The following is a 20,376-nucleotide window of genomic DNA, read 5'->3' as shown; positions in this document are numbered from 1 at the left end:
AAGAGTAATAGGTGTAAGTTTAGCAGCCCGCACCGGCGGTTAATCGCCGGTAAAACCGGGTTTTTACCGCTTCTGCCGCGTATCAATACTCGTCGCCGCGCACGCGGCTGCGGTAACTTTCCCAGTCAAAACGCACCCACAGGCTATTACCGAGGCGCATGCGATCCATCACCCGTTCGCCAAGCAGCGTGTTCATGCCGGCCGGATCGAGGTTGGAGAGCATGCCGGTCGGCCGCTTTGACGACGAACGGCGATCGACAATCTGATTGATGATCACTTTCTCGTAGCGCGATTCGCTCTGCATACCGATCTCATCGATCACCAGCAGATCGACATGGCTGAGATCCTGCAGCAGCCGCTCTTCGGTCAGGTCGCTGCCGCCGCTGAAGGTGCCTTTCATGCTCGACATCAGATCGGCCACCGTGACAATCAGCACGCTTTTACCGCGCAGAATCAGATCGTTACCAATCGCCGCCGCCAGATGGTTTTTACCGGTACCGGGACGGCCGGAGAAGACAAAGCTGGCGATGCTGTTCTCGAACCCGGCGGCGTATTCACGCGCCAGACTGAGCGCCTTGCGCTGGCCGTCATTTTCGACGCGGTAGTTGTCGAACGAGCAGTTCATGTGCAACTCACGGATGCCGGAGCGGCCCATGATGCGCTGCATCTTCATGGCGCGGTTTTCGCGCACAATCGCTTCTGAGCGCAGCCGGCCCTGCTCCTGATTCCACGCCAGCAGCTCGGCGCCGTTTTTAAACTTTGGCTGCACATCCGCGGGCATAATTTTTTTCAGGCGACTGAAAAGATCGTTCGGCGTTTTCATTACTCACCTCGGAATCCATCGGGAATATCATAATCAGTATTGCTGATCTGGGTGATATCGCGCTTTGGCTGACCGCCGTTGGCGGCGCGGTTCATCTGCACGCTGCGCGCCAGTTTCTGCTGCCACTGTACATGGTGAAACAGCCGGCCTTCCGCCTGCCAGTAGGCGATGAAAGCCGCCAGCTCTGCGGCGGTCACCGGCTCGCTCAGCGCCACGCCCCAGATCGCCGCCTGGCGCTGGAAGTCGCTGTCCGGCTGCCAGCCCGGATACATGGCAAACTTACCCACCGGCACGGTGATCGGCGCGGCGTCGCTGTGAAACAGGCTGTCGTCCAGCGTGACATCATTCGGCTGCTGCGCCGCTGCTTCCAGCGCCAGCAGGTGCGCAAGGCGCTGCGGCGTGATCGCGTAAAACGCCGGAACATTGTTGTGCAGCACCGCCAGCGTGCCGTTATCGGCCTGCTGCAGCGTGGTGAGGGGATCGTGGCAAAAGCCGTCCAGCCCCACCAGCGTTGAAGATAAGATTTTGACTGACATGAAGAAACCTGACGTTGACTCACCCGGTGCACCGGCGACCCGGTGCTAAGCGGTCAGTGTACCTGTTTTAGCACCGGGGATCGCCATAAAACCGCGCGGATTTAACGCGAGGCGAAGTGCGGTTCAGCCGCCTCAATGCTGACCACGCGAAGGCTGGCGTGGGCCGTTGCCAGCGCCGGGCGGGTTTGCCACAGATAGCGCAGCGATGCCACCAGACACAGGCTGTAGCCAAACAGCTCGCTGCCCTCTTCCGCCATGTTCTTCACCACGCGGTTATAGCCATCCAGCATCAGTTGCTGCCACAGCTCATGCATGCCAAACAGCCGCGAGAACACCAGCACCGCCAGCAGCCCGGCGGCCATCATTTGCCAGCTGCGATGCTGCAGCAGTGCCGCGAGGCCCGGCAGGATTTGCCGCGGCTGACGCAGCGCCATCGCCAGCGAGGCCGCGGTGGTTGCCAGCGCAAACCACAGCCATGCGCCGTGCTGCACCACGTCGAACAGAAAATCCATTTCACGAATCAGCATGCAGCTGAAGAAGCCACCGACCAGGATCAGCGCGCTGCGCTGCTGCGGTCGCTGCCAGGCGGCGAGGAAGAACAGTGCGGCAATGGCCGCCAGCATCAGCTCCTGTGTCGCTTCGGTGAAAGAGGTTTCGTGCAGTGCATCGTTCATCCAGTTGACGTCGATGTAGACCATCGCCATACAAAAGACCAGCACCAATCCACTGATGATAAAGGCCGCCAGTTCGCGGCTAATAAGAATAATGTTTTCGCGCATTGTGATACCAAATCAGAAAATAATTAGCGCGCTTATTATATTTCCGCTGGCTGGCACCACTTCTCATTTCATGCCGCTTCAGAAGCTGGCGCTGACGCCGAGGTTGTAAATGAACTGTTCGCCACTGCTGACCGCACCGGTCTGGGCGAAGGAGGCGAACGCCGCCATGTTCTGGCCGAGCGGCAGACGGGCACCGACGCTGACATCCATCCAGTTCGTTTCCCGGTTCATCTCTTCCGGCCGATCGCGTGGCGCGGCCGTGCCGTCGAAGCTGAGCTGATGGCTGTAACTCACCTGCGCCCACGGCGATATCCAGCCAAAACTGGAATCCACGCGCCAGCCCAGTGAAGCGATGTGTTCGGCGTTGTTACGATCGACCGGCGCGCAGGCGGCGCAGCTCAGGGTGGAATCATCGACGGCAAACTGCGCCACCGGACCGGTGCGCAGGCGGTCATTCATCGGCAGGTTCCAGCCTGCCGAGTAGCGGTTCACCAGCGGCGAGTTGCCGACGCTGGCCGTTTCGCTGTGCAGCGCCATGCCGCCGCCGGGCGGATTGAGCGCGGCATCAAGCAGATCGCTGTCGCGGTTTTCTGTCAACATCAGATGATTACTGGAAATTTTTTCGGCAAGTATCGCATTGTAATCCGGCGCGCTGCTCTCGCTGGCCTGATCCCAGGCGTGCGCCGGCAGGGCCGCCACCAGTAGCCACCCACCGCTAAAGGCCAGCGCAAGGAGACGCTGGCCGGTCCGCTGACTGTTCTGCCACATGAAAGACTCCTGACGAGCCGGAAGGGATCGGGTTGGCCTTGAAATTGATGATCATCCTGAAGCGTTCACCCGGTTGCAGCGCGAACGTCCATGACGTTATTATCGGCACCCATTGATTAACTATTAATCGATTCTTTCAAACGTCAAGCGACTGACCGCTTTTTCTCATGCTTAGGGAGTGATGCAATGCAGCGATGTGGCTGGGTAACACAGGATGCGCTTTATCTGGCGTACCACGACACGGAATGGGGCGTGCCGCAGACCGATAAGCGCGCCTTATTTGAGATGCTGTGTCTGGAGGGGCAACAGGCTGGCCTGTCATGGATCACCGTGCTGAAAAAGCGCGAGAACTACCGCCAGGCCTTTCATGATTTTGATCCGCAGGCGGTGGCGCTGATGGATGAGGCCGATCTGCTGCGCCTGCTGCAGAACAGCGGTTTGATCCGCCATCGCGGCAAGCTGGAAGCCATCATCAATAATGCCAAAGCGCTGCTGGCGCTGGAGGCCACCGGTGAAGACTTTTCCCGCTTTATCTGGTCATTTGTCGATAACCAGCCGATTTTGCACCGTTATGCGGATTATAAACTGGCGCCCACCACCTCCGAACCGGCTATTGCGCTGTCTAAAGCGCTTAAGAAGCGTGGTTTTAAATTCGTCGGGCCTACAACCTGCCACTCTTTTTTACAGGCCTGTGGGCTGATTAACGATCATCAAACCAGCTGTTTCTGCCATCCCGATAATCTTTAAGGCAAAAGTTTACAAATTAAGACTGCGCCTCACGAATTTCCCCATCATTGAACGGCATAATAGTGCCGTTTTGGGGCGTTTTCCCCGTTTCCGTATGAGGGACTTTTTCATGAAAAAGCGTGTACTGGCGCTGGCCTTGTTAATGAGCGGCAGCGTGGCGCTGTCGGGTTGTACCACCAATCCTTATACCGGCGAATCGCAGGCCGGGAAATCGGGCATCGGCGCGGGTCTGGGCGCGGTGCTGGGCGCTGGCGTGGGCGTGCTCTCTTCGTCGAAGAAAGATCGCGGTAAAGGTGCGCTCATTGGCGCAGCGTCGGGTGCGGCACTGGGCGGCGGCGTCGGCTATTACATGGATGTGCAGGAAGCCAAACTGCGCGACAAGATGCGCGGCACCGGCGTCAGCGTAACGCGTCAGGGCGATAACATCGTGCTGAACATGCCGAATAACGTGACCTTTGACTCGAGCAGCGCCAACCTGAAACCGGCCGGCGCGAATACGCTGACCGGCGTGGCGATGGTGCTGAAAGAGTATCCGAAAACCGCCGTCAACGTGGTCGGCTTTACCGACAGCACCGGCACGCGCGCGCTGAACATGCGCCTGTCGCAGCAGCGTGCAGAAAGCGTTGCCAGCGCGCTGATCGTGCAGGGCGTGGCGCAGAACCGCCTGCGTACCCAGGGCATGGGCCCGGATAACCCGGTCGCCAGCAACAGCACCGAAGCCGGTAAAGCACAAAACCGTCGCGTCGAAATTACCCTGAGTCCGCTGGGCTAAGGCACAGGCCGGTCTGCCGCTGCAGGCCGGCTTTTGACGTGTTTTTACGCGCTTATTGACGCGCAAAGCAGCAGATAACGCGTAAACGTCGCCGGACGATAGAGCCAGCGATGACTTTATGCTAGCGTGATCAAAATTTGATCAGTGGAAAGCCATCATGTCACTCAAAGCTATCGCCTCCGCCCTTGGCCTCTCTGTGACCACCGTGAGCCGCGCGCTGAATGGTTTTGATGATGTCGCCGCTGCTACCCGCAAACGCATCGAAGAGGAAGCCGACCGGCGCGGTTATCGCCCGAATGCCGCCGCGCGCCGCCTGAAGACCGGCCGTGCCAATGCGGTCGGGCTGGTCTTTCCGGTCAGCAATGCCTCACTCAACGACAGCTACTACAGTGAAATGCTGCTGACGCTCGATCAGCGCCTTGCCCTGCACGAGATCGATCTGCTGTTGCTCCCCGACAAACCGCAGGATCAGCAGCGCAATTTGCTGCGTATGCTGCGCAGCGGCGTGCTGGACGCACTGATTGTCACCCATACCACGCCGCAGGATGTGCGATTGCAGCGCCTGCAGCAGAAGGGTTTTCGCTTTCTTACGCTGGGGCGCAGTCAGCTGCCGCAGCCTTACGCCTGGTTTGATTATGATAACCATGCCGGAACGCTACTGGCGGCGCAGCACTGCCAGCAGCAGGGCTATACGCGCATCGCTTATCTCGGCGGTAACGAGCCCAGCACCTACATTCTTGACCGCCGGCAGGGGTTTATCGACGCGCTGCCCGCCACGCCCTGCGCGCAGCAGGCTGGCTGGATGGCCGCGCTGCCGCCCTCGCGCCGCGCGGGCTATCAGCAAACCCGCGCCTGGCTGGCGCACGATATCCAGCCTGACGCCATCATCACCGACTGCAGCCCGCTCGGCGAAGGCGCAGCGATTGCTCTGCAGCAGGCCGGGCGTCTGAGCGGCGCGCAGGCAATTCCCCTGTACGTGTACGATGGTTTGCCGCATGACTCGATTATCACGCAACCGGTCAACGCGATTCTGCAATCATCACAGCAGCGGATTGGCGAACGCGTCGCCGAAATGGTGCTGCAGCTGCTGGAGGGCGCGCCGCCCGCGCAGTTACAGACGCTGTGGCAGCCAATGCTGCGCCTCACTTCTGACGCACAGTGATTGCGCGGGTGCCGCGCTGTGATAGTCTTCGCCTGATGCAATTAATCAGGTGTATGTGATGAAAACCAGGCCGCCACGAGCCACAATCAGTGACGTTGCCCGCACGGCAAAAACCGGTAAAACCAGCGTTTCCCGCTATCTGAATGGCGAAGTTCATCTGCTTTCGCCGGATCTGAAAGCCCGTATCGAACAGGCGATTGCCGACCTCAACTACCGCCCCAGCCAGATGGCGCGCGGACTCAAACGCGGCCGCACCCGGCTGATAGGCCTGATCATTGCCGATATCACCAATCCCTACTCGGTGGATGTGCTGAGCGGCATTGAAGCCGCCTGCCGCGCGCGCGGCTTCACGCTGCTGATGTGTAACACCAACAACGAAGTTGACCTCGAACAGCACTACCTGCAGCTGCTCAGCAGCTATCAGGTGGAAGGCATTGTGGTGAATGCAGTCGGGATGCACGAAGAGGTGCTCAACCGTCTGCAGCAGTCGATGCTGCCGATGGTGCTGATTGACCGCAAAATTCCCGACTTCGCCTGCGACGTGGTCGGGCTCAACAACCCGGAGGCCGCCCGCATCGCCACCCGGCATTTGCTGGATAACGGCTACGAAGCGCTGCTGTTTCTCAGTGAACCGCTCGGCAGCGTCAATACCCGCCGCGAACGTCTCGCCGCCTTCTTTGACACCATCAGCAGCGCGCCACAGGTGGTGGCAGAGAATGCCGAAGTGGTGTTGCATCAGCCGGCACAGCTGGAACAGGTGCTGCAGGCGTTTCATCAGCGCCATCCGGGCAAACGCTGCGCGGTGATGGCGGCCAACGGTGCGCTGACGTTACAGGTGGCGCGGGCGTTACAGCGCCTGACGCTGCGCTGGGGCGAGAGCATTGGCCTGCTGGGCTTCGACGAACTGGAGTGGGCGGCGCTGGCCGGCGTCGGCATCACCACGCTGAAGCAGCCCACCTGGCAGATCGGCTATGCCGCGCTGGAGCAGGTGATCGCGCGTATCGAAGGCAGCGAACAGCCGATTCGCGAGCAGGTTTTCTCCGGCGAACTGATTGTGCGCGGCTCCAGCCAGCCGCTGCGCTAATCCCGCTTTTCACGGCTCACTTCGTGAGCAGGATCATAATTCCGCACTCTGCCACTTTCCTTTGGAACCGGTTCCATTAAGCTTTTTACAGCACATTAACGTGCTGTCCGGCGCATAACGGTGCGGCGGGCAGTACAGCGAGACAGGCTGGAGGAAAGATGTCGAAAGCGGAAATTATTGTGGTCACGGCCGCCTACGGCGCGCACAAGGTGGCAGAACTGGGCGGCCAGGCAGCGCTGCTGCCGCTGATTAAAGCGGCCGGTGCCGATGGCGTCGAGATCCGCCGCGAGCTGTTCAGCGACGACGAATTGTGCCAGCTGCATACGCTCGGCGACGCGCTGCGTCTGCATCAGCTCAGCGTCAGCTATTCAGTGCCGGAAGCGCTGTGGCAGGCGGATGGTGCGCTCAATCCGCGTCTGGCGCAGTTCCTGCAGGAAGCTGAGCTGCTGGGCGCTCAGCGCCTCAAGCTGGCATTGGGTCACTATGTCTCGCTGGCCGATCGCCAGCTGGTTGAGGTGCTGGCCGCCTCGCGCGTCACACTGGTCATCGAAAACGATCAGACGCCGGACAGTAAGCTGACGCCAATGCTGCACTTCTTCCATCACGCCTGCGATGCCGCGCTGCCGCTGGATATGACTTTCGACATGGGCAACTGGCGCTGGACCGGCGAAGACGCCCTGCAGGCAGCGGCGCAGCTCAGTCGCTACGTGAGCTACATTCATGTTAAGGCGGCGGTGCCGCACGGTGACAGCTTCCGCGCGATTGCGCTGGATGACGCCGACGACAGCTGGCGCACGCTGTTGCAGGCGCTGCCGGCCGATGCACCGCGCGGTATTGAGTTCCCATTAGCCGGCGCAGATTTACTGGCGGTGACCCGCCACTACGTCGATCTGCTGCGCGCGGTGTAAGGAGTTGAGCATGACACACACCTCTCAGCTGGATGTCGTCACCATTGGTGAGGCGATGGCGATGTTTATTGCCGGGCAAACCGGCGATCTCGCCGCAGCCGATCAGTTCACGAAGCGCATTGCCGGTGCCGAGCTTAACGTGGCGATTGGTCTGGCGCGCCTCGGTTTGCAGGTGGGCTGGGTCAGCCGCGTCGGCGACGACAGCTTCGGCCGTTTTACCCTGCAGCAGCTGGCGAAAGAGCATGTCGACCATCGCTGCGTGACCATTGATAACCGTTATCGCACCGGTTTTCAGCTCAAAGCGCGCGTGGACGACGGCTCCGATCCGGAAGTGGAGTATTTCCGTAAAGGCTCCGCCGCCAGCCACCTGTCACCGGATGATTTCGACGAAAGCTATTTCGGCAGCGCGCGCCATCTGCATCTGAGCGGCGTGGCCGCCGCGCTTTCCGATAGCTCGCTGGCGCTGGCTAAACATGCGGCGAAAGAGATGCGCGCCCGCGGCAAAACCATCTCCTTTGATCCTAATCTGCGTCCGGTGCTGTGGCGCAGTGAAGAAGAGATGCGTAAGCAGCTGAATTTGCTGGCAGAATACGCCGACTGGGTGCTGCCAGGTGAAAAAGAGGGGCTGATTCTGACCGGCTACCGTCAGCCTGAAGCGATTGCGGATTTCTACCTCGATAAAGGCGTGCGGGCGGTGGTGATCAAAACCGGCAGCGACGGCGCCTGGTATAAAACCGCCGCGGGCGAGCAGGGCCAGATTGCGCCGATCCACGTGGAGAATGTGGTGGATACCGTCGGCGCGGGCGATGGCTTTGCAGTCGGGCTGATCAGCGCGCTGCTGGAAGGGAAATCGCTGCCGCAGGCGATTCTGCGCGGTAACAAAATTGGTTCGCTGGCGATTCAGGTTGCCGGCGACAGTGAGGGTCTGCCGACGCGCGCAGCGCTCGGCGATTATTAAACAAACGCACGGACCGGTAGCGGCGCAATTTATTGCGCACATGCAGGACGCAACGTCAACAACGCGCGATGAATCGCGCCGCTACGATGCCGTGCCAATACGCTAAAACTGTCTCTATACCCTAATTTCGAGACGCATCCACAGAATGCGCCCGCCTCAACCAGAGGAGTCACCCATGAAATCGCAGACAATCGCGCCAAAACGCTGGTGGTATATCATGCCCATCGTGTTTATCACCTACAGTCTGGCGTATCTGGACCGGGCGAACTTTAGCTTCGCCTCTGCCGCAGGGATAAATGAGGATCTCGGTATCACCAAAGGCATGTCATCGCTGCTCGGTGCCCTGTTCTTCCTTGGCTACTTCTTCTTTCAGATCCCCGGCGCGGTCTATGCCGAGCGCCGCAGCGTAAAAAAACTGATTTTCTGGTGTCTGATTCTGTGGGGCGGCTGCGCCTCGCTGACCGGTATCGTCAGCAATATTCCGATGCTGGCCGCCATCCGCTTTGTCCTCGGCGTGGTGGAAGCGGCGGTGATGCCGGCGATGCTGATCTACATCAGCAACTGGTTTACCAAATCCGAGCGCTCACGCGCGAATACCTTCCTGATCCTCGGCAACCCGGTGACGGTGCTGTGGATGTCGGTGGTGTCCGGCTACCTGATTAACTCCTTTGGCTGGCGCGAGATGTTCATCATCGAGGGCTTCCCGGCGGTGATCTGGGCGATTGCCTGGTGGTTTATGGTGCAGGATAAACCTGCCCAGGCCAAATGGATGAGCGACGAGGAGAAAGCGGCGCTGCAGGCGCAGCTGCAGAAGGAGCAGGAGAACATTAAAGCGGTGCGCAATTACAGCGAAGCCTTCCGCAACCGCAACGTTATCCTGCTGTGCCTGCAATATTTTGCCTGGAGCATCGGCGTGTACGGTTTCGTGCTGTGGCTGCCGTCGATTCTGCGTAACGGCACGCAGATGGGCATGGTCGAAGCGGGCTGGCTGTCGGCGGTACCGTATCTGGTGGCGACCATCGCCATGCTGGTAGTGTCGTGGGCGTCGGACAAGACGCAAAACCGTAAGCTGTTTGTCTGGCCGCTGCTGCTGATTGGCGCACTGGCGTTCCTCGGCTCGTGGATGGTGGGCTCCAGCAACTTCTGGCTGTCGTATGCGCTGCTGGTGATTGCCGGCGGGGCAATGTACGCCCCGTATGGCCCGTTCTTCGCCATCATTCCGGAGATGCTGCCGCGCAATGTTTCCGGCGGTGCCATGGCGCTGATTAACAGTATGGGCGCACTGGGTTCCTTCATCGGTTCATGGATCGTAGGCTATCTTAATGGGGCGACCGGCAGTCCTGCCGCCTCCTATGTCTTTATGGGTGCTGCGCTACTGGCGTCGGTGTGGCTGACGCTGATTGTTAAACCGGCGGCCAACAAAACGCCGCCGCCGATTCACGGGGCGAAGCACGCCTGAAAGCGTAAGCGATGACTTTTCCGGGCGACTCAGGTCGCCCGTCACACGTTCTACAGGGAGCAAATAATGAAACCTGCTGTGATTCTGTACAAGAGCCTGCCCGATGACCTGCGTGCCAAGCTGGACCAGCACTTCAGCGTCACGGAAGTGAAAGATGTCTCGCCGGAGACGGTGAAACAGCATGCGGCGCAGTTCGCCGCAGCGCAGGGTCTGCTGGGCTCCGGCGGCAAAGTGAATGATGAGCTGCTGGCCAGCATGCCGGCACTGCGTGCCTGTTCTACCGTCTCCGTCGGCTATGACAACTTTGACGTTGATGCGCTCAACCAGCGCAACGTTCTGCTGATGCACACGCCCACCGTACTGACCGAAACCGTGGCCGATACCATGATGGCGCTGGTGCTGAGCACCGCGCGTCGCGTCACCGAGCTGGATAAGTGGGTCAAAGCCGGTGAGTGGAAAAAGAGTATCGACGCTGAGCACTTCGGTGTCGACGTACACCATAAGACGCTGGGCATTCTCGGCATGGGCCGCATTGGTCTGGCACTGGCGCAGCGCGCGCACTTTGGCTTCGGCATGAACATTCTGTACAACGCCCGCCGCCAGCATGAAGAGGCGGAAACCCGCTTTGGCGCGCGCGCCTGCGATCTGGAAACGCTGCTGAAAGAGAGCGATTTTGTCTGCATCAGCCTGCCGCTGACCGAGCAGACGCACCATATGATCGGTGCGGAACAGCTGAAACTGATGAAGCCGAGCGCGATTCTGATCAACGCCGGACGCGGTCCGGTGGTCGATGAGCAGGCGCTGACCGCCGCACTGAAAGACGGCACCATTCACGCCGCCGGGCTGGATGTGTTTGAAGTCGAGCCGGTGCCAGCCGATGCGGAAATCCTCACGCTGCCGAACGTGGTCGCGCTGCCGCACATCGGCTCCGCCACGCATGAAACGCGCTACGGCATGGCGCGCGATGCGGTCGACAACCTGATCGCCGCGCTGAGCGGTAAAGTGGAGAAAAACTGCGTTAACCCGCAGGTCCTGGCCTGATCCCACGGCTTTAGCCATTGCGCCTGCCGGTTGCGGGCGCTATGGTGGTCTTCCCCCTGATAACAATGTTTTTACCTCCTATGGCTTTTTCTCAGTTCGGCGACAAATTTACGCAACATTCCGGCATCTCTCGTCTGATGGAAGATATGGGCGAAGGGCTGCGCACGCCTGGCACGATCATGCTGGGCGGCGGTAATCCGGCGCAGATTCCGGCCATCAATGATTATTTCAGTCAGCTGCTGCTGCAGATGCATCAGGACGGCAAGCTGAACGAAGCGCTGTGCAACTACGACGGCCCGCGCGGCAAAGCGCTGCTGCTGGAGGCGCTGGCCACGCTGCTGCGCGAGGAGCTCGGCTGGCCAGTGACGCCACAAAATATCGCGCTCACCAACGGCAGCCAGAGCGCGTTCTTTTACCTGTTTAATCTGTTCGCCGGCCGCCGCGCCGACGGCAGCAAAAAGCGCGTGCTGTTCCCGCTGGCGCCGGAATACCTCGGCTATGCCGATGCCGGGCTGGAGGAGGATCTGTTCATCTCCGCCAAACCCAACATTGAACTGCTGCCGGAAGGCCAGTTCAAATACCACGTCGATTTCGACCATCTGCCGCTGAATGATGAGACTGGCCTGATTTGCGTGTCGCGTCCGACCAATCCAACCGGCAACGTCATCACCGACCACGAACTGCTGCAGCTGGATGCGCTGGCACAGCAGCATGGCGTCCCGCTGCTGATCGATAACGCCTACGGCGTGCCGTTCCCCGGCATCATCTTCAGTGAGGCACGTCCGCTGTGGAACCCCAACACCATTCTGTGCATGAGTCTGTCGAAGTTGGGCCTGCCGGGCGCACGTTGCGGGATTATCGTTGCCGATGAGAGCACGATCGGTGCCATTGGTAACATGAACGGCATCATCAGCCTGGCGCCAGGCAGCATCGGTCCGGCGATTGCCAGCGAGATGATTGTGCGTGGCGATCTGCTGCGCCTGTCGCAGGAAGTGATTAAACCGTTCTATCAGGCCAAGGTTAGCGAAACTATCGCGATTATTCGCCGCTATATCAGCGAAGATCGCTGCCTGATCCACAAACCGGAAGGCGCTATCTTCCTGTGGCTGTGGTTCCGCGACCTGCCGATCAGCACCGAAGCGCTGTATCAGCGTCTGAAAGCGCGCGGCGTGCTGATGGTGCCGGGCCACTTCTTCTTCCCGGGGCTGGAACAGGCCTGGCCGCACACCCATCAGTGCATGCGCATGAATTACGTACCGGACAGCGACAAGATTGAGCGTGCGGTACAGATTCTGGCGGAAGAGCTGGATAACGCCTGGAACGCTTAATCCGCGCTTAACGACAGCTGGCACCACTGCGCCAGCTGCTGAATCGCCTGTTCGACTTCGGCATTCCAGCCAAAACCGGCGTTGAGCCGGAAGCAGTGATCGTAGCGGTGATCGGTGGCGAAGATGTGTCCAGGCGCGATGCCGATGCCCGCGTTGCGCGCCTTGAGAAACAGCGCGCGCACGTTCAGCGCCTGTTGCGGCATCTCCACCCACAGCACGTAACCGCCCTCTGGATCCGACACACGCGTGCCCGCCGGGAAGTAGCGCAGCACCGCCTGGCGCATATGGTGGATCTGATTTTTCAGCTCGCGCCGCAGCTTGCGCAGGTGCGCATCGTAACCGCCGCTGCGCAGCAGTTCGGCAATCGCCGCCTGCGACAGCACCGACGTGCCCATGCTGGTGGTGTACTTCAGCGAGGCGATTTTGCGCATGTACTTGGTGCTGTGCACCCAGCCAATACGGATGCCGGGCGCCACGGTTTTGGAAAAGCCGCTGCACAGGATGGCATTGGGGCTGAAGGCGCGCATCGGAAACGGCCGGCGCTCGCCGAAAGCCGTATCGCCAAAGATATCGTCCTCAATGATCACTACATCATTCTCATCGGCCTGGCGCGCGATATACGCCTTGTGCTCGTTGGGAATGCTTTTGCCCAGCGGATTATTGATGTTGTTGATGGTGAGATAGGCCTGCACCGCTTTACGCCGGAACAGCCCGGTGAGTTTCGCGACGTTAACGTAACCCTCCGGCCCGGCTTCCACTTCAATGACGCGCAGGTTGAGGTTGTGCAGCATCTGTAGCAGCACGAAGTAGCACGGCGACTCCACCGCCACGATATCGCCTGGCCGCGTGGTGGCGCGCAGCGCCAGCGAAATCGCCTCAATACAGCCGTTAGTGACCAGGATGTCATCAGCGCTGATATTGCAGCCATAATCCACCGCGCGCCGGGCAATTTCCGCCTTGAGCGGCGCATAGCCGGTGCCTTTCACCGTATTACCGAGCAGCGCCGGTTTGCTGTAACCCATCTGCCGCATCAGCAGGCCAATTTTTTTCACCGGATAGAGCGAGATGTCGCCGTTGGCCAGATCGAGCCGCACGCGGCAGTCCGATCCCAGCATCGCCAGGTGCAGTTCGGTTTGCTCATCCAGCGGTGCCACTTCGCGCGGCTGCTCGCTGAATACTGCCGGCACTTTTTTCTCTGTGGGACGCGGTGCGACAAAAAAGCCAGACTTCGGCCGCGCCACCGCGTAGTGCTCATCCTCCAGCGTGCGTAATGTTTTCAGCGCAGTGGTCATACTGACGCGATACTGCGTCGCCAGCGTGCGCACCGACGGCAAACGGCTGTCGGGCGGCAGCGATCCGCTGTGAATGGCCTGTTTTATCTGCTCAGCGATCTGACGGTAACGACTGCTCTGACTCTCCTGTTCCTGCGTTTCACCCGCCATCTGTTCCACCCCATATCGTGCTGATCTGTGCGTATTCATCAGATTACATTCAAAGTACTTTAGGCTGCATCTGTTAATTCAGCTTCACGCAGCACCTTCGTGGCCCGTTTTCCAGCCCGTTGTCGCCCGCACGGCAGCGGCGATTTTATTAGCCAAAGGATGAAGTGAAAAATGAATAATCTGTCCGCGATGATGAGTGAAATTGAAGAATACCTGACGCCCGCGATTCTCGATTCCGCCCAGTACTGTGCTCAGCGACTGCTCGCCGCCCTGCCCGATCCCGACCATCCCGAACGTAACCGCGTACTGCTGGCCTATGGCGGCGGCAAAGACAGCAGCTATATGGTGGCCTACGTACGTTACATTCAGGGGTTAATCTGGCAACAGCGCAACAGCACGTTTCAGCTGCGCATCAGCACTAACCGCCATGCCGCCATGAACGACAGCGTGATGGAAAACATCGACCGCGTCTATCGTGCGCTGCGTATCCATGACGACGCGTTCACCGAGTGCCTGGTGACCGACGGGCTGCAGATTCGTCCCTTCGATCGCCATTTGCCGATGCCGCAGAGCGTGCGTCAGCAGAACCGCGACGATGTGCTGATGAATGGTCACCGCTTCCGTGCCGACGCGCGCTCCACCTTCTGCAACGCCTGCAACCTGAGCATGGTGAATTCGTTTGGCCTGGCGGCGCACTACGATGGCGGCGTCGATGTGATCATCACCGGCGATTCGCCGCAGGAACAGACCGCTTACCTTGCGTGGGCGCGCCACCTGTCAAAACTGTTTGATGCGCCGATGGCCGATAAGTCGCGCGGCTTCAGCGGCTTTCTGCACACGCTGGACGGCGTGGCGGCACGCTACTTCGCCGACATTTACGGCGCTGACCAGGTCACGCCGGCACATCGCATTACCTGGCAGCTGGCGCGCGACCCGCTGTTCTTCAACATCTATCAGGACACCGCTTATGAGGCTGGCGCGCACTGGGCGCTGCTGACCGAATTCATGCATTTCCGCTTCGATGAGCTGATGTTCAGCTTCTCCGAGTCGGACTGCGGCAACCCGACGTTAATGGCACATATTCGCGGTCTGCGTGCGGAGACGCTGTTGCAGCGCAGCTACGCCGAAGGCATTCGCGAATATGTGCGCTTTGCGCTCGGCCTGATGGTGCAGAAGGACTTTCCGCCGCAGCTGATCGATGAGATGGCCGCGCGCTATCAGGACGATGCCGCGATTGCCCGCGCACGCCAGCGCGCCGCGCAGTTCGCACTCGACGCTTTCGGCCTCAGTGAAACCCAGCTGGTATGCATGATCTATTCACCGTTTATCGCCGCCGGCCAGCAGCTTAAAGCCTGGCTGCTGCAGCTGCCGGCCGCGCCGGAAGAAGCCGCGGTGCGCGCCTTGCTGAGCGGAGAGAGCGAGGATGTGGCGCTGGCGCAGCAGCTCACGCAGCTGTCGGGCCTCAGCGTGGCGCAGATGCGGCACTGCTGGCGCAGCGCGGCGGTGAGTTCGCTGCTGGACGGCGCGCGCGGCGATGCGCTGTCGCGCGTGTTGCGTTTCGACCCGCACAAAGCGGTGATTCAGGTTAACAACGGTGCGTTACAGGACATCGTTACTGAAGTGATTTCCGGGCGTTAACCCGGTAAGGCGACGCGATGAGAAAGATTTTTCTGCAGATTGGCGCCACGCGCGACGGGCAAAATCCCTACTGCGCGGTGGCAAAACGCGAAGGCTATTTTACTGTACTGGCCGAAATGGGGGATTTTGTCGACTATCAATCGCTCAGCATCGCCCTGCCGTTCGATCTGATTGTGCGTCTCGATCGCCCGGAAAACCCGTGGGATGTCCTCAATGCCTGTCTGCACGCCGGTCTGCTGGAGCATCCACAGGTGGTGCTGGCCGGTTTTGAGGCTTACAACGCCAGCGCTGGCCGGGTGCGTGAACTGCTGGCCGGCCCGGATGCCGGTCCGGGCTTTATCCCGCCGGATAAATACGCACAGCGCATGGCGCTGCGCAAAGCCTGGCCGCGTTTTCCCCAGCCGGAGTTCCGCTTCTTTGCTTCGCCGCTCAGTATTGGCGACGCGCGGGATGCGCTGCTCTACCCCTGCGTGATCAAACCGGTCGACGGCGGCGGCGGGCTGGGCATCTGGCTGGTGGAAGAGGCCAGCCAGCTGGATGCGGTGATTGCCCGGCTGCTCGACACCATGAACTATGGCGGACGCGGCTTTACCGGCTTTATCGTCGAAAGCTGGCTGGCCGGCGACGAATATTCGCTGCAGGGCGTGGTGGAGAATGGACACGCGGTGGCGCTGACCTGCTGCCAGAAGGTGATTGAGCAGCATACCGAGGCCGACGGCTGTATCAGCTTTTACGAATCCGGCCATGTGGCGATGGCGGCGCAGCAGCTGCCCGCCGCCTTCACCAGCCTGATGAGCTTCTGCTGTGAAACCTTCGGCTACCGGCGCGGCGCTTTTCACATTGATTTCATTATGGTAAACGGCGAACCGCACTTTCTCGAAATGGGCTTTCGCCTGTCCGGCATGGGCGTGGTGAACCTGGTGGAAGAGGTCACCGGCATCAACTGGGCCGAGGTGGCCTTTCAGGTTGAAGCCGGACGCGGCCTGCCTGAACTGCACTTCGCCTCACCGTCACAGGCCGTCGGCCGGCTGCGGTTGCGCCAGCGGCTGCAATATGACGCCGCCGGGCGCTGGATTGCCGAGCATCAGCGCGGCCAGCTGTTGCCACCGCTCAACTTACCGGCGCTGGAGGTCTCGCCGCGCTCATCGCTGTACGCCGATCTGACGCGCCACGCCGGGATTCTCGCCACGCTGCGTCTGCCTGCCGCTAGCCGCGACGAAATTCTGGCGGTGTTTCACGCCCTTCTTGCTGTTCCCGCTTTGACCTCACGGAGAGATTTACTATGTGCAGAATGATTCTGGCACACGGCCAGTTTGACGCCGCTGCGGTACTGGACGCCGCACGCGCCATGAGCTGCGGTGAAACCGCCGCGCACGATGGCCCGATTAAACAACATCCCAACGGCTGGGGCTGTCTGTGGCTGGAGCACGGTCAGATCCGTACGCTGCACGGTACCGGCACCTTTGCCGAAGCCCTGCCAGGCATTGACGTCACGCGCATGCAGCACAGCCGCTTTCTGGCGGTGCACGTGCGTCACGCCACGCTGAGCAAAAACCACGGCATTGCGTTCTCCCATCCGCTGCAGCGCACCAGCGGCACCACTCAGTGGTACATGATGCACAACGGCTTTTTGCCGACCGTTTATGCGCAGCTCGGCATGGCGCAGTCGCGTTTTGATTCCGCCGAGTATCTGGAATATATCGTCGATCGCATCACGCCCGCCGATTTCACCCGCGACTATCTGCGCGAAAAAATGGCCCGGGTGGCGCCAGGTGGCAGCGCGGCGAACGCCATTTTCGTCACCCAGGATAAGGCGTGGGCGTGGCAATGGCATCCTGATGACACGCCCTATCCCGACTATTTCACCCTGCATCGTTGTCAGCAGAACAACAGCACCTTTATTTCCTCTGAACCTGTTTCAACACTGGGCACGGCGTCAGCATGGCACCGTATGAGCAACCATGAACTTCATGAAATTCCTTTTGGAGAGTGAACCCATGGCCATTTTCAATCAGATTCGCGTCATTAACCCCAACATGTTCGTCGAAAGCACCTGGCTGGATGACATCGTCACCGCGCGCGTGCCGCTGCTGGTGCTGCGCAATTTCCTCACGCCAGAGGTGCGCAACGCGGTGGTGGCTGATCTCCAGCAGTGCCGCGAGCAGGTACGGGTTTCTCACTATCCAAATGGCGCGCTGACCACGCTCGGCCCGTATCTGGCGAAGCACACCGCCGCGCCGGAAAACTATTTCACCGAACTGCGCGACATCCAGCCAGCGCTGCCGGCCTCGCTGCACGCCCTGCGCGCGCAGATTTACCACTGGGTGCAGCATGCGCTGCGCCTTGAGAGTCTGCAAACCGCCAACGAACCGGCACTGGGTGATTACGCCGGCTCGATTGTGCGTTTCCACGCTGACGGCGTCGCTAATCCGCTGCATAACGACAACATCGTGCGCGATGCCGCCGGCAGCGGTCTGGCGGTGACGCACATTCTGCATCAGCTGAGCTGCGTCGTGTGCCTGCAGGAGTGCAACGCCGGCGGCGCGCTGCGCATCTTCAATAAGAAATGGCAGCCGGAAGACGAGCGCTTTAAAACGCCCGGCGAGCTGGGCTACCAGAGCGGCGTCATCGCCGGCAGCGAGACCTGCGAGTTCGCGCCGCGCAGTGGCGATATCTATCTGTTTAATCCCGCGTTTTATCATGAAATCGATCGCGTTGAAGGCGACACGCGCATCACCATGGGCTTTTTCTTTGGCCTGACCGACAAAAAAATGAAGCACGCCATTGCCTGGAGTTAATCCCGGCCTTAGACGAGGAAGACAGTATGACAACCTATGACAAAGTGATTGCGCTGCTGGATGCGCAGCAGGCCCGCTACCGCGTGGTGGAGCATGAGGCCATCGGCCAGACCGAGGTGATCAGCGCTATCCGCGGAAACGATCTCCAGCAGGCGGCCAAAGCCATGGTGCTGGAAGTCACTATGCCGGACGGTGCCGCGCCGCGCTATCTGCTGGCGATCGTACCCGGCGACTGCAAAATCAACTTCAAACACGCCGCGCGTGCCATTGGCGGTAAGAAGTCGACGTTTGCCACCCCTGAGCAGGCACAAGTGCTGACGCAGTGCGTGATGGGCGCGGTGCCGCCGTTTAGTTTTGATGACCGACTGGCGCTGCGCGTGGATGCGCGGCTGCGTGATGTCGGGACGCTGTGGTTTAACGCCGGTGCGCTGGACCGCTCGGTAGCGTTGGATGTGGATGATTATTTTCGACTGATCGGCGATGACTGCGGTGCAGAGATCGCCACACCGGTGACGGCAACCGCCTGATTGCCGCGCTGAGGAATGCGTATGTCCGTGAAAGATATGTTGTTAGCCCTGTGCGTCGTGGTGGCGTGGGGCGTAAATTTTGTGGTGATTAAGCTGGGTTTGCAGGGCATGCCGCCCTTTTTGCTGGCGGGACTGCGTTTTACGCTGGTGGCGTTTCCGGCGATCTTTTTCGTGCGTCGTCCGGCAATTCCGCTGCGCTGGCTGGTGGTGTATGGCATGACCATCAGCTTTGGTCAGTTCGCGTTTCTGTTCCTCGCCATCAAGCTTGGCATGCCAGCCGGGCTGGCTTCGCTGGTGCTGCAGGCGCAGGCATTTTTCACCCTGCTGCTCGGCGCGCTGCTGCTGGCCGAGAAGCTGCGCTGGAACCACATCGCCGGCATTCTGGTCGCCACGCTCGGCATGTTTATGCTGGCAACCGCCGGTATGGAGGGCCAGACAACCGCGGGCATCACGCTGACCACCATGATGCTGACGCTGGCGGCGGCGCTGTCGTGGGGGCTGGGCAATATCACTAACAAGATTATCCTGCGCAACCGCAAGGTGCCGGTGATGTCGCTGGTGGTGTGGAGCGCGCTGGTGCCGATTGCACCGTTCTTTGCCTGTTCGTGGTGGTTCGAGGGCGAATCCGCCATTGTCACCAGCCTGCTGGATATTTCGCTGCAGACGGTGCTGGCGCTGCTCTATCTGGCGTTTTTCGCCACCATCATTGGCTACGCCATCTGGGGCAATCTGCTCAGCCGCTACGAAACCTGGCGCGTGGCGCCGCTGTCGCTGCTGGTGCCGGTGGTCGGCATTCTCAGCGCCGCGCTGATCCTCGGTGAAACTCTGTCGGCGCAGGAGATTCTCGGCGCGTCGGTGATCATTCTCGGGCTGCTGGTGAATGTGTTTGGCGGTATGGTGAGCCAGCGCCTGCTGGTACGTACCTGATGATGCAGCCATAAAAAAACGCCGCGTTGCAGCGGCGTTTTTCTTTACTTCGTTAGCCTTATTTCAGGATTTCAATCCGGCGTGGTTTCGCCTCTTCCGGGACGATGCGTTCCAGATCGATACTCAGCAGGCCCAGTTCGAGACGCGCATCGCGCACCACGATGTGATCGGCCAGCTGGAATTTGCGTTCGAAGTTACGTTCTGCGATGCCCTGGTACAGGTATTTACGTTCCTGCTGCTCTTCAGGGTGGGCGCCGCGCACCACCAGCATGTTGTCATGGGCGGTGATATCCAGTTCGCTCTGCGCAAAGCCGGCGACGGCAATGGTGATGCGATAGTGGTTTTCGTCTACCAGCTCGACGTTGTACGGAGGGTAGCCGCCGTTAGCCTGGTTTTGGTTGGACTCAAGCAGGTTAAACAGACGGTCGAAACCAATAGCAGAACGATAAAGCGGAGAGAGATCAAAGTTACGCATAATAAGACTCCTGATAATCAGCAAGTTTTGGCAACCTTCCACCATGGACAGGTTGTCCGGCCCGTCGGTGTCCCTGTCGGCGACCGCGTCGTGACCGTAGCTTAAAGATGGGTGCGCTCAGGTCGCTTTCAAGGGTCAATGCGCTTTTTTTTGCAGCAATTCTGACGATATGGCATACACTCAGGGGACGCCTCGCCTGACGGG

General features: G+C 60.1%; 21 protein-coding genes. 15 read left to right on the top strand and 6 right to left on the bottom strand.

The genetic code is table 11. From position 1 onward, the window contains the following. Positions 1–82: 82 nt before the first annotated feature. From dnaC to F3J41_RS21800, 4 genes are all read right to left on the bottom strand, one after another. Positions 83–823 (bottom strand): DNA replication protein DnaC, encoded by a 741-nt coding sequence (gene dnaC, locus F3J41_RS21815; RefSeq protein ID WP_021506883.1) that lies wholly within the window; start codon positions 821–823, stop codon positions 83–85. Further along, positions 823–1,359 (bottom strand): primosomal protein DnaT, encoded by a 537-nt coding sequence (gene dnaT / locus F3J41_RS21810; protein ID WP_058775603.1) that lies wholly within the window; start codon positions 1,357–1,359, stop codon positions 823–825. Before dnaT ends, dnaC begins: the two co-directional genes overlap by 1 nt. Before the next feature lie 101 nt (positions 1,360–1,460). Next, entirely contained in the window at positions 1,461–2,138 is a 678-nt protein-coding gene (locus F3J41_RS21805) for a hypothetical protein (RefSeq protein WP_159377259.1), read from the bottom strand. Positions 2,139–2,216: 78 nt separating this feature from the next. After that, positions 2,217–2,906 carry an autotransporter domain-containing protein gene (locus F3J41_RS21800; RefSeq protein ID WP_058775605.1) on the bottom strand — a complete coding sequence of 230 codons (690 nt, stop codon included), beginning with the start codon at positions 2,904–2,906 and terminating at the stop codon, positions 2,217–2,219. Between the two features lie 186 nt (positions 2,907–3,092). On the opposite strand from F3J41_RS21800, the gene F3J41_RS21795 reads away from it, so the two are divergent. The 9 genes from F3J41_RS21795 (at position 3,093) to F3J41_RS21755 (ending at position 12,365) form a co-directional block, all read left to right on the top strand. Continuing rightward, positions 3,093–3,653, top strand: coding sequence for a DNA-3-methyladenine glycosylase I (locus F3J41_RS21795; protein ID WP_058781878.1), 561 nt, complete (start codon positions 3,093–3,095; stop codon positions 3,651–3,653). 109 nt (positions 3,654–3,762) lie between these two features. Then, positions 3,763–4,425: an OmpA family lipoprotein gene (locus tag F3J41_RS21790; RefSeq protein WP_021506888.1), complete on the top strand. Its 663-nt coding sequence runs from the start codon at positions 3,763–3,765 to the stop codon at positions 4,423–4,425. A 157-nt stretch (positions 4,426–4,582) separates the two neighbouring features. Then, positions 4,583–5,587 (top strand): LacI family DNA-binding transcriptional regulator, encoded by a 1,005-nt coding sequence (locus tag F3J41_RS21785; protein ID WP_058781877.1) that lies wholly within the window; start codon positions 4,583–4,585, stop codon positions 5,585–5,587. Positions 5,588–5,645: 58 nt separating this feature from the next. Further along, positions 5,646–6,671: a LacI family DNA-binding transcriptional regulator gene (locus F3J41_RS21780; RefSeq protein WP_058770743.1), complete on the top strand. Its 1,026-nt coding sequence runs from the start codon at positions 5,646–5,648 to the stop codon at positions 6,669–6,671. 158 nt (positions 6,672–6,829) lie between these two features. Next, positions 6,830–7,579, top strand: a complete 750-nt coding sequence (locus F3J41_RS21775) for a sugar phosphate isomerase/epimerase (RefSeq protein ID WP_166712422.1) — start codon at positions 6,830–6,832, stop codon at positions 7,577–7,579. A 10-nt stretch (positions 7,580–7,589) separates the two neighbouring features. Continuing rightward, a complete protein-coding gene (locus tag F3J41_RS21770; RefSeq protein WP_058758183.1) occupies positions 7,590–8,537 on the top strand; it encodes a sugar kinase in 948 nt (315 codons plus the stop codon). Between the two features lie 175 nt (positions 8,538–8,712). Continuing rightward, entirely contained in the window at positions 8,713–9,996 is a 1,284-nt protein-coding gene (locus tag F3J41_RS21765) for an MFS transporter (protein ID WP_021506893.1), read from the top strand. Between the two features lie 66 nt (positions 9,997–10,062). Then, on the top strand, positions 10,063–11,037 hold the full coding sequence (gene ghrB / locus F3J41_RS21760) for a glyoxylate/hydroxypyruvate reductase GhrB (RefSeq protein ID WP_166712420.1): 975 nt from the start codon (positions 10,063–10,065) through the stop codon (positions 11,035–11,037). 80 nt (positions 11,038–11,117) lie between these two features. Then, positions 11,118–12,365: a valine--pyruvate transaminase gene (locus F3J41_RS21755; protein ID WP_166712418.1), complete on the top strand. Its 1,248-nt coding sequence runs from the start codon at positions 11,118–11,120 to the stop codon at positions 12,363–12,365. Here F3J41_RS21755 and F3J41_RS21750 read toward each other — a convergent pair. Further along, entirely contained in the window at positions 12,362–13,807 is a 1,446-nt protein-coding gene (locus F3J41_RS21750) for a PLP-dependent aminotransferase family protein (protein WP_058775612.1), read from the bottom strand. The two genes, F3J41_RS21755 and F3J41_RS21750, sit on opposite strands and share 4 nt — an antisense overlap. Before the next feature lie 171 nt (positions 13,808–13,978). On the opposite strand from F3J41_RS21750, the gene F3J41_RS21745 reads away from it, so the two are divergent. From F3J41_RS21745 to F3J41_RS21720, 6 genes are read left to right on the top strand one after another with little or no spacing between them, the layout of a single operon-like run. Then, entirely contained in the window at positions 13,979–15,445 is a 1,467-nt protein-coding gene (locus F3J41_RS21745) for a hypothetical protein (RefSeq protein ID WP_166712416.1), read from the top strand. A gap of 17 nt (positions 15,446–15,462) precedes the next feature. Continuing rightward, a complete protein-coding gene (locus F3J41_RS21740) occupies positions 15,463–16,740 on the top strand; it encodes an acetyl-CoA carboxylase biotin carboxylase subunit family protein (RefSeq protein WP_150059689.1) in 1,278 nt (425 codons plus the stop codon). Beyond that, positions 16,728–17,438, top strand: a complete 711-nt coding sequence (locus F3J41_RS21735) for a class II glutamine amidotransferase (protein WP_059010254.1) — start codon at positions 16,728–16,730, stop codon at positions 17,436–17,438. The genes F3J41_RS21740 and F3J41_RS21735 overlap by 13 nt, the downstream gene beginning before the upstream one ends. A gap of 4 nt (positions 17,439–17,442) precedes the next feature. Next, a complete protein-coding gene (locus tag F3J41_RS21730) occupies positions 17,443–18,243 on the top strand; it encodes a hypothetical protein (RefSeq protein WP_166712461.1) in 801 nt (266 codons plus the stop codon). A gap of 26 nt (positions 18,244–18,269) precedes the next feature. Then, entirely contained in the window at positions 18,270–18,770 is a 501-nt protein-coding gene (locus F3J41_RS21725) for a YbaK/EbsC family protein (protein ID WP_166712415.1), read from the top strand. Positions 18,771–18,791: 21 nt separating this feature from the next. Beyond that, on the top strand, positions 18,792–19,697 hold the full coding sequence (locus tag F3J41_RS21720; protein WP_021506902.1) for an EamA family transporter: 906 nt from the start codon (positions 18,792–18,794) through the stop codon (positions 19,695–19,697). Between the two features lie 58 nt (positions 19,698–19,755). On the opposite strand, the gene ibpA is transcribed toward F3J41_RS21720, so the two are convergent. After that, complete coding sequence (gene ibpA / locus F3J41_RS21715) at positions 19,756–20,172, bottom strand: small heat shock chaperone IbpA (protein WP_010617843.1); 417 nt, start codon at positions 20,170–20,172, stop codon at positions 19,756–19,758. Positions 20,173–20,376: the final 204 nt, after the last annotated feature.

Origin of the sequence: Pantoea sp. Ap-870 (assembly GCF_011752515.1) — a bacterium.
Lineage (GTDB): Bacteria > Pseudomonadota > Gammaproteobacteria > Enterobacterales > Enterobacteriaceae > Pantoea > Pantoea dispersa.
This window is presented reverse-complemented; position numbering and strand designations above follow the sequence as displayed.

Excerpts from the sequence above, each read along its gene's own strand:
- dnaC (WP_021506883.1), bottom strand. The coding sequence starts at position 823 with ATGAAAACGCCGAACGATCTTTTCAGTCGCCTGAAAAAAATTATGCCC.
- dnaT (WP_058775603.1), bottom strand. The coding sequence starts at position 1,359 with ATGTCAGTCAAAATCTTATCTTCAACGCTGGTGGGGCTGGACGGCTTT.
- F3J41_RS21805 (WP_159377259.1), bottom strand. The coding sequence starts at position 2,138 with ATGCGCGAAAACATTATTCTTATTAGCCGCGAACTGGCGGCCTTTATC.
- F3J41_RS21800 (WP_058775605.1), bottom strand. The coding sequence starts at position 2,906 with ATGTGGCAGAACAGTCAGCGGACCGGCCAGCGTCTCCTTGCGCTGGCC.
- F3J41_RS21795 (WP_058781878.1), top strand. The coding sequence starts at position 3,093 with ATGCAGCGATGTGGCTGGGTAACACAGGATGCGCTTTATCTGGCGTAC.
- F3J41_RS21790 (WP_021506888.1), top strand. The coding sequence starts at position 3,763 with ATGAAAAAGCGTGTACTGGCGCTGGCCTTGTTAATGAGCGGCAGCGTG.
- F3J41_RS21785 (WP_058781877.1), top strand. The coding sequence starts at position 4,583 with ATGTCACTCAAAGCTATCGCCTCCGCCCTTGGCCTCTCTGTGACCACC.
- F3J41_RS21780 (WP_058770743.1), top strand. The coding sequence starts at position 5,646 with ATGAAAACCAGGCCGCCACGAGCCACAATCAGTGACGTTGCCCGCACG.
- F3J41_RS21775 (WP_166712422.1), top strand. The coding sequence starts at position 6,830 with ATGTCGAAAGCGGAAATTATTGTGGTCACGGCCGCCTACGGCGCGCAC.
- F3J41_RS21770 (WP_058758183.1), top strand. The coding sequence starts at position 7,590 with ATGACACACACCTCTCAGCTGGATGTCGTCACCATTGGTGAGGCGATG.
- F3J41_RS21765 (WP_021506893.1), top strand. The coding sequence starts at position 8,713 with ATGAAATCGCAGACAATCGCGCCAAAACGCTGGTGGTATATCATGCCC.
- ghrB (WP_166712420.1), top strand. The coding sequence starts at position 10,063 with ATGAAACCTGCTGTGATTCTGTACAAGAGCCTGCCCGATGACCTGCGT.
- F3J41_RS21755 (WP_166712418.1), top strand. The coding sequence starts at position 11,118 with ATGGCTTTTTCTCAGTTCGGCGACAAATTTACGCAACATTCCGGCATC.
- F3J41_RS21750 (WP_058775612.1), bottom strand. The coding sequence starts at position 13,807 with ATGGCGGGTGAAACGCAGGAACAGGAGAGTCAGAGCAGTCGTTACCGT.
- F3J41_RS21745 (WP_166712416.1), top strand. The coding sequence starts at position 13,979 with ATGAATAATCTGTCCGCGATGATGAGTGAAATTGAAGAATACCTGACG.
- F3J41_RS21740 (WP_150059689.1), top strand. The coding sequence starts at position 15,463 with ATGAGAAAGATTTTTCTGCAGATTGGCGCCACGCGCGACGGGCAAAAT.
- F3J41_RS21735 (WP_059010254.1), top strand. The coding sequence starts at position 16,728 with ATGTGCAGAATGATTCTGGCACACGGCCAGTTTGACGCCGCTGCGGTA.
- F3J41_RS21730 (WP_166712461.1), top strand. The coding sequence starts at position 17,443 with ATGGCCATTTTCAATCAGATTCGCGTCATTAACCCCAACATGTTCGTC.
- F3J41_RS21725 (WP_166712415.1), top strand. The coding sequence starts at position 18,270 with ATGACAACCTATGACAAAGTGATTGCGCTGCTGGATGCGCAGCAGGCC.
- F3J41_RS21720 (WP_021506902.1), top strand. The coding sequence starts at position 18,792 with ATGTCCGTGAAAGATATGTTGTTAGCCCTGTGCGTCGTGGTGGCGTGG.
- ibpA (WP_010617843.1), bottom strand. The coding sequence starts at position 20,172 with ATGCGTAACTTTGATCTCTCTCCGCTTTATCGTTCTGCTATTGGTTTC.